This is a genomic window from Massilimicrobiota sp. An105 (genome assembly GCF_002161155.1).
GTDB lineage: Bacteria > Bacillota_I > Bacilli_A > Erysipelotrichales > Coprobacillaceae > Allocoprobacillus > Allocoprobacillus merdigallinarum.
Genome location: NZ_NFLY01000003.1, coordinates 84864 through 93650 on the forward strand (window position 1 = coordinate 84864; position 8787 = coordinate 93650).

The following is an 8787-nucleotide window of genomic DNA, read 5'->3' on the forward strand; positions in this document are numbered from 1 at the left end:
AACATTATGTTTTTCTTTTTTCCAATAATTGTTTTAATAATTGATTTGTTTTTTGAGGATTCGCTTGTCCTTGAGTTTTTTTCATGACTTGTCCTACAAAATAACCTAAAAGATTTGTCTTACCCTGATGGTAATCCTGAACCAATTGAAAGTGATTATCTAGCAGTTCTTCAATCAGCTCTATCAAAACATTTTCATCATTCATTTGTTGAATATGATGTTTTTGCATAATAGTTAAAGGATCCTTTTTTTCTAAAATCATTAGTGATAAAACCTGTTTTGTTTGTTTAGAAGAAACAATTCCTTGACCTGTCATATTCATCAGTTTCGCAAAATCCTGAACTTCAAATATATCATGAATATGTAAATGATTTTTATGAAGATAAGACAAAACATCTCCAATAAGCCAGTGACATACTGTATCATAATATATACATTGTTTAACTACCTGGTCATAAAAATCTGATAAATCTTTATTCAATAAAAGCGTATCAGCTTCTTTTACTGAAAGTTTATATTCATGAATATATTTATCGCGTCTTTGTGCTGGAAGCACTGGTAAATGATCTTTAATACTTTCAATCCGATGCCATGGTAGACGAACTGGTAAAATATTAGGTTCAGGATAATAACGATAATCAGCTAATAATTCCTTATCACGCATCGCTATTGTCTTTTGTGTCTTTTCATCAAAACGTCGCGTTTGTCTTGGAACGGAGCAATGATTCAATAAAAGTTCTGTCTGTCTTTGAATTTCAAAATCAATCGCTTTTTGCACATTAGCGAGTGAATTCAAATTTTTAATTTCCACTTTTTCACCATAGCCTTGAGATCCTTCGGGGCGTAATGAAATATTAATATCACAGCGCATAGACCCTTGAGCCATAATAGCATCTGAAACATCAGTATAAATCAAAATCATTCTTAAAGCTTCCAAATAAGCACAAACCTCCTGACTATTATGAAACTGAGGTTGTGTCACAATTTCAATCAAAGGAATACCTGCACGATTATAATCAATCAATGTATAATCGTCATCATGGGTGAGTTTTGCTGTATCTTCTTCAAGATGAAGCTGTTCTATATTGATATGTATCTTCTGTTCATTGACTTCAATATCTAAATATCCATTTTTACCAATAGGATGATATTGTTGCGTTATTTGGAAACCTTTTGGTAAATCTGGATAATAATAATTCTTACGATCAAAACGAAGCAAACTGTCTATATCCATATGTAAGGCATGACAAACACGAATAGCCATTTCCACTGCTTTTTTATTAACCGATGGTAAAGTTCCTGGCATCGCTAAATCTATAACATGAGCTTGACTATTAGGTGGTTGTCCAAATGAAACAGGAGCTGAAGAAAACATTTTAGACTGCGTTTTTAATTCACAGTGGACTTCAATACCTATGATTGTTTCAAACATGTTGAATCTCCTTTTGGCAATATTGCTGAGAAAAAGATAGCGATTTTTCTAACGCATAGGCACAATTGAGAACAGTCTGTTCCTCAAAACATCGCCCCATTATATGAATAGCTACAGGCATATGGTCAACAAAACCACATGGTAAAGTTAAACTTGGTAATCCTGACAAATTCGCAACAATCAAAAAATCATCAACTAATGTATATTCAACTTGCTTAGCCTCATTAAGAAAAGGAGCAATTCCCTCACCATTAGGAGTCAAAATAATATCATAATGACGATATAAATCTTGAATCGAATTGACAATGAGTCGTCTGACCTGTTGAGCTTTTCTAAACATCTTTTCCTGATTTTCCTGTTTCAAGGCCAATGAACCCAAAATAAAACGCTGTTGAATGTTTTGATGAAAACCTTGGCTTCGAGTACGTATAATCATATCATCTATATTTTCCCCTTGTTTTTGTAAGCCATACTTAATGCCATCTAAGCAGGCATGTTGACTTGTAGCTTCCCCATTAGCAATAATCTGATAAACTGGTGATAAAGCCTGAAGATAAGTATCTGGAAATTCAACTTCATGAATTGTTGTCCCTAATCTTTTGAATATGGAAACACAATTCATAAATTTTTCTTTTATGCGTGAATTCGTTAATCTTTCATATACATTTTTTATGACAGCAATTTTCAAATGAGATACATCTGAAGATAAAGATTGATAATAAGATGGTACTTTTTTAGTACATGATGTCATATCATGTTCATCATAGCCAGCAATATTTTCTAAAACAATACTCATATCTTTAACGCTTCTGGTCATAGCACCAACCGTATCTAAACTGGCAGCATAAGGAATCAAACCATAACGTGATATCAATCCCCATGTAGGTTTCATTCCTACAATGCCACAAAAACCAGCAGGACGACGAATAGAATCGCCTGTGTCACTCCCAATTGCAAAAGGAACAACGCCACTTCCAACTAATGCTGCACATCCTCCAGATGAACCACCAGCAACTCTTTGAATATTCCATGGATTCAAAACAGGTCCCGTCAAAGCAGTCATATTCATAGTTCCCATGCCTAATTCATCCATTGAAGCTTTTCCAATTAAACAGCATTCTGCTTTTTCCAGTAAATCAACAATATGTGCATTATATACAGGTAAATAATCAGCCAACATACGGCTGGATGCTGTTGTATAAATCCCTTTTGTATTAAAATTATCTTTTAAAACATAGGGAATTCCACTCAAAATATTTTGAAATTGCGCATGTTTTAAATCTTGTTGTGCTTTATCAAATGTCATAAGCGCAAAAGCATTTAAGCGTTTTTGCTGATATTGAGCCTCATGCCAAATCTCCTGATAATAATTTTCAGGAAGAATTTGACCAGTTTTAAAACCCTGATGCAATTCTTCTATACTATAAACATTCATCATTCCACCACCTTAGGAATCTGAATTTGTTGATTTTTGATGTGTTTTGCATTTTTTAAAATATCTTCTCTACGCATAACATCCTGTATACTATCTTCCCTTAAAAAAGAAGTTTCTACCTCAAAAGGAAAAACCAAAGGCTCTACACCTTCAGTTTGAATACTTTCTAGACTTTGAACCTGTTTGAGAAATTGATGATATGCTTCAATGAAAGCATCCATGTTTTCATCCAAAACAGATAACTTTACATCTTTTGCTAATGATTGAATTAATTCTCTTTCGTCCATAGTCCATCCTCTAATATAAGTAATAACTTTTAACGTCTTGTCCTCTATCTTTAATCACAATCGCCTGTAATTCATCTTGTGAATATATAAGCACTTTAATATCAAAATCAGATGAAAAACGTGTATCAACACCATTCGCTAAAATAGAAGATAAATACATCAATTCAGTTGCTGTTTTCACGTTTAAATGAGCTTCTATAACCATTGATTGGATTTCACCATTTTGATATCTGGCAGTTCCTACTAATCCTGCAGCTTCAGTTGCTGCATCTTTTAAATTACTTTTAATAATATCAAATTCATTAGATGTTGTGGCATCCAATTCTTCGGCACGTGTACTTGAAAATAAAACAGTTTCAAAATTTACTTCTTCACTATTTCCATAAGAACCATCACAATATGTCTTTAAAATATAATTTCCATCTACGGTACTTTCTGTTAAATCCGTGGCCTGATAAATCGTAATTAAAACAGGTAAATTCTTTAACTTTTCAAAATCTTCGTGAGATTGAATAATTTCATATAATTTCTCACTACATTCATATCCATAATTTAAAATAGATTGATCATCCATCTGCGTTTTTAAACGAGCATTATTTTTATCACGCGGATCAAGAACAATCACAAATGACGCACCTTTTAAAGTATATTTATCACCTGATTTTTCCCAAAAATCCTGTTCTTGAATCTGTTGAACCATTGTTGGATCACTGACATTGGCAATCTTTGTTCCAGCAGCAGGCTGTAAAGAATAATCACTATCACGTTTAACCATTTCTTGTTTTAAAGCAAGCTTTAAATATTGACCTTCACTCATATAATGATCAGAAGTTGAAAAATATTGTGATGATAAAATTTGTAATCCTCTTCCAATTGAAGAGAAATCAGATGTTGCACCATAGTCCAAATAGAAATCTTCTCTCAGTTCACTATCTTCAAATTTGACGATATTATAATAAGTATCATCAAATGACTCCATTGATGCAGTATTGTTTGTTGTTTCTTCTTCAACAGTATCTTGTGAAGATTGACAACCAGTCAACAACAATAAGAAAGACATACAAACACATATTATTCTTTTCATAAATCAACCTCCTCCTTAAATTGTTCTTCACTTAATACAGTCACACCTAATTCTCTGGCCTTTTCAAGTTTACTTCCAGCATCACGACCACAGATCAGATAATCTGTTTTTTTAGATACACTACCTGTCACATTAGCACCTAGTCTGGCAAGATACTCTTTAATCTCCTTACGCGTCATCAATTCTAATGTTCCTGTGACACAAACAGTTTTTCCATTAAAAATACTTTCTTGAAGTAAAGATGTATCTTTTAGATAATTCATATTTAAACCGAGATCTTTTAAATGTTGTAATAAAGCCATTGATTGAGGTTGACTTCTAAAACGATTTAAAGATTGAACAAGTGTATCGCCAACATCACGCATAGAAAGCAACTTAGCTGTTGAAGCCTCAAGCAAAGCATCCATACTTTTAAATTCTTTGGCTAAGTTATCAGCCATTTTAGCACCGATTCCTTTAATTCCTAAACCAAATAATAATTTTTCCATTGAATTACCTTTACTTTTTTCAATAGCCTCTAACAAATTATCCATTGATTTTCTACCAAATCCTTCTATATCTATAATTTCCTGTTCATGACTAGATAAACTATAAATATCTTCAATAGAACGAACAAAACCTAAATTATAAAATTGTTCTATAATTTTTTCTCCTAATCCTTCTATATTCATAGCATCACGAGATGCGAAATGAATGATGCGCTCAATCTTCTTAGAATCACAATGTTCATTTAAACAATAATAAGCAGCCTCATTGTCTTTTCTAACAAGCGGTGTCCCACAATATGGACAAACATCAATCATCTTAAATTTCTGTTCTGTTCCATCACGTCTTTCTTTTAAAGATCGAACAACTTCTGGGATAACATCTCCTGCTTTACGGACCACAACATAATCGCCAACACGAATATCCTTATGAACAACGTTATCTTCATTATGTAATGTCGCACGTTGAACGGTACTACCAGCGACACGTACAGGTTCCAAAACCGCATTTGGCGTAATTTGACCCGTTCTTCCAATTGTAAAAATAATATCCTTAAGTTTTGTGACAACTTCTTCAGCTGGGAATTTATAGGCAATAGCCCATTTAGGAACTTTTGCTGTATACCCTAATCTTTCCTGCCATGCTAAATTATTCACTTTAATCACTATACCATCTATTTCATAAGGCAAAGATTGACGTTTTTCTGTCATTTCCATAATGAAATTCCATACTTCATCAATATTTGCACAAACACGTGTCATAGGATTGACTTTGAAGCCCAGTTTTGCAATATAATCTAAAGCTTCTTTATGTGTTTGACACCCTACTTCCTGAGCCGTTGGCACCATATATAAAAATGCATCTAAGCCACGTTTAGCAGCAATACTTGAATCTAACTGTCTAACACTTCCGGCAGCCGCATTTCGAGGATTCGCAAATAAGGCTTCACCTGCCTGTTGACGTTGATGATTCAATTGTTCAAAAGATTTTTTAGGCATATAGATTTCTCCACGCACTTCAAAATCTCCCTGATAATCAATTGATAATGGAATAGATTTAATTGTTTTGACATTATGCGTAATATCTTCACCAATTGTTCCATCACCACGTGTTGCTCCATAACTCAATTGTCCATCAGCATAAACTAATGAAACAGCTAAGCCATCTATTTTTAACTCACAGACATATTCAGCTTGAGGAAACACATCACGAATACGATCATCGAATTCTCTCAGTTCATCTTCATTAAAAATATTTCCTAAAGACAACATCATTCTTTGATGTGTAATTTTCTGAAATCCTTCTAAGACTTCTCCACCCACACGTTGACTTGGTGAATCAGGAGTTACCCATTCAGGATGTTTAGCTTCTATACTTTGCAACTCTTGCATCAAACGATCATATTCTTGATCGGATACTGTTGGATTATCTAAGACATAATATTGATAATTATATTCATTTAATAATTTTTTGATTTCATTCAATCTTTCTAATGTCATTTTACACACTCCATTCACTTGCTCATTATATCAAAAAAAGATGATGAATCAAATACAAAACATCAAAATTCATCACCCAAAATTATCCTTATTTTCACATCATTTTTATGACGATAAACGTCTTAAAGCCTTATGCTGTGCTATCAGTGTTTTTAAACCATATGGCATGGAAAAAGCAATATCCAAAGTATTTCCACGAACTTTAACAATAACACCTTTACCAAAGACATCATGCTCTACAAAATCGCCCTGTTTCCAGTCATGAATATCATTATCACCTATCATCTCATCAACAGTTGGACCTAAATGTACAAATTGTTTTGTTTTAAATGGTGAAGGCTTACCAATGTGTTCAACATGATCTACACCAATTTCATCAATAAACTGAGAAGGCATTTTAGGAGAATTCGTCATATAATTAAATCCTTGACTATCCGTCAGATATAGACGCTTTTTCGCACGCGTAAATGCTACATAAGCCAATCTACGTTCTTCTTCCATCCCCTCTTCTCCTTCTTCAGAAACACTTCTAAAACTTGGAAAGACATCCTGTGACAATCCCACAACAAAGACATAGTTAAACTCCAGACCTTTAGCCATATGAATACTCATTAATGATACATATTCATCCTGTGTCATATCATCTTGTGATGTATATAAAGCGATATCCTGTAAATAACTTTCAAAAGTAGCACTATCTGGATGGGTATTCATATATCCAGCAATTGAGTTTTTTAACTCCATAATGTTTTGAATACGATTTTCATCTTCATCATTTCTTAGCATTTCAAAATAACCAATATCTTTCAATAAGTATTCAAAGACATCAGCCAAAGGATTTCTTGATTGTCTTGCTTTTTCAATAGCTTGTACAAATTCACTGATGGCTTTTTTCACTTTACCTTTCAATCCAATTTCATCACTATATAAACAAACGGCTTCATAACAGCTAATGCCATACTCAATCGCTTTCAGTTGGATTTTTTCAAGTGTTTTTTGACCAATACCACGACTAGGAACATTAATAATACGTTCAAAAGATAAATCATCCATAAATACCATTAAGCGTAAATAACTTAATGCATCTTTAATTTCTTTACGATTAAAAAACTTTAATCCACCAAATATTTTATAATCAATCTGATGCTGAATTAATTTCTGTTCAAAAGAACGTGATAAATAGTTAGCACGATAGAGAATCGCAAAATCATGATAATTCACACCATCAACCTGATGTATAATATTTTCAATTGTCTGACAGACAAACTCAGCTTCTGCTTCTTCATCGCCTGCTGAATAGTGCACAACTTTATCTCCATCTTCTAATTGTGTAAACAAATCTTTTTCTAAACGATTTTTATTTTTTCGAATCAAATTATTCGATATATCTAATATTGTTTTTGTAGAACGATAATTCTGATCAAGAATAATGGTTTTGACATGAGAATAATCTTTATCAAAATTCATTATATAATTCACATCAGAACCTCTAAAAGAATAGATTGTCTGATCAGGATCTCCAACTACACATAAAGTTGCTTGACCTGATAAAAGATGAATCAATTTATAATCAATATTTCCAACATCCTGAAACTCATCTACATGTATATATTGAAATTTACGTTGCCATTTTTCCAGAATTTCTGGGAATTTCTCAAATAATTCAACAGTCTTCAACAACAAATCATCAAAATCCAGCATAAAATGTTCTTCTTTATATTTTTCATATTCCTGATAAACAATTGCTTTTTTGGCCTCACCTATAAAATCTCCTGCTAATTTATACGCTTTTTGTGGTGAGATTTCAGCCATTTTACATGATGATATATAATGAATACAGCTTTTTACACTCATTGTTTTACTATCAATATTTTTATCTTTAAAAATCTTCTTTAATAATGATTTTTGATCTTCTTCATCCATAATAACAAAATGATGAGGATAATGAAAAGCATGAATATGCTGTCTTAATATTCTGACACATAAAGAATGAATTGTACATAAAAGAGCTCCTGAAGCATATTCACCTAATAAATCCACAACTCTTTGACGCATTTCATTCGCTGCTTTATTTGTAAAAGTAATAGCCAATATATGTCGAGGCTCAATCCCCACTTCTTCAATCAAGTAAGCAATACGATATGTTAAAACACGTGTTTTTCCACTTCCTGCTCCTGCAATAATACGTAAATGAGAATCTAAATAAGTGGCTGCTTCCTTTTGTTTTGGATTTAATAGTTTGTCTAAATTCATCGTATCACATCCTCTCAGTCTAATCATTATATCATAATTACTCAAAAAAGAAATCAAAAACATGAATAAAGGTTGAATTCAAAATGAATCGTAAATTGAAAAACTAAATTCCATCCCTAAATCAATTTATATGGAATTTAATTTTACAAATCCAATGATAGAATTTAATTCTGCAAACTTTTATAATAATAGTGGGTATTCCTTCTACTGGAGGTGCTCATCATGGCTAATCAGAAACATTTAACTGCTCTTGATAGAATCACAATTGAAAATGGTCTAAAAAATAACGATTCTTTCAAGGCCATTGCCAA

The 8787-nt window shown here is 32.5% G+C and carries 6 protein-coding genes; all 6 read right to left on the reverse strand.

The window, feature by feature from the left end; translation table 11 throughout:
- Positions 1 to 4: 4 nt before the first annotated feature.
- Positions 5 to 1432 carry an Asp-tRNA(Asn)/Glu-tRNA(Gln) amidotransferase subunit GatB gene (gene gatB / locus B5E48_RS01545; RefSeq protein ID WP_087303839.1) on the reverse strand — a complete coding sequence of 476 codons (1428 nt, stop codon included), beginning with the start codon at positions 1430 to 1432 and terminating at the stop codon, positions 5 to 7.
- Positions 1425 to 2870 carry an amidase family protein gene (locus tag B5E48_RS01550; protein WP_241146903.1) on the reverse strand — a complete coding sequence of 482 codons (1446 nt, stop codon included), beginning with the start codon at positions 2868 to 2870 and terminating at the stop codon, positions 1425 to 1427. The genes gatB and B5E48_RS01550 overlap by 8 nt, the downstream gene beginning before the upstream one ends.
- Entirely contained in the window at positions 2867 to 3154 is a 288-nt protein-coding gene (gatC, locus tag B5E48_RS01555) for an Asp-tRNA(Asn)/Glu-tRNA(Gln) amidotransferase subunit GatC (RefSeq protein WP_087303841.1), read from the reverse strand. Before gatC ends, B5E48_RS01550 begins: the two co-directional genes overlap by 4 nt.
- A 10-nt stretch (positions 3155 to 3164) precedes the next feature.
- The gene (locus B5E48_RS01560; protein WP_087303842.1) at positions 3165 to 4238 is read right to left on the reverse strand and encodes a CamS family sex pheromone protein; all 1074 of its coding nucleotides are present in this window, start codon (positions 4236 to 4238) and stop codon (positions 3165 to 3167) included.
- Positions 4235 to 6223, reverse strand: a complete 1989-nt coding sequence (gene ligA / locus B5E48_RS01565; RefSeq protein ID WP_087297556.1) for an NAD-dependent DNA ligase LigA — start codon at positions 6221 to 6223, stop codon at positions 4235 to 4237. Before ligA ends, B5E48_RS01560 begins: the two co-directional genes overlap by 4 nt.
- 105 nt (positions 6224 to 6328) lie before the next feature.
- On the reverse strand, positions 6329 to 8476 hold the full coding sequence (locus tag B5E48_RS01570) for an ATP-dependent helicase (RefSeq protein WP_087303843.1): 2148 nt from the start codon (positions 8474 to 8476) through the stop codon (positions 6329 to 6331).
- Between the last annotated feature and the right edge of the window lie 311 nt (positions 8477 to 8787).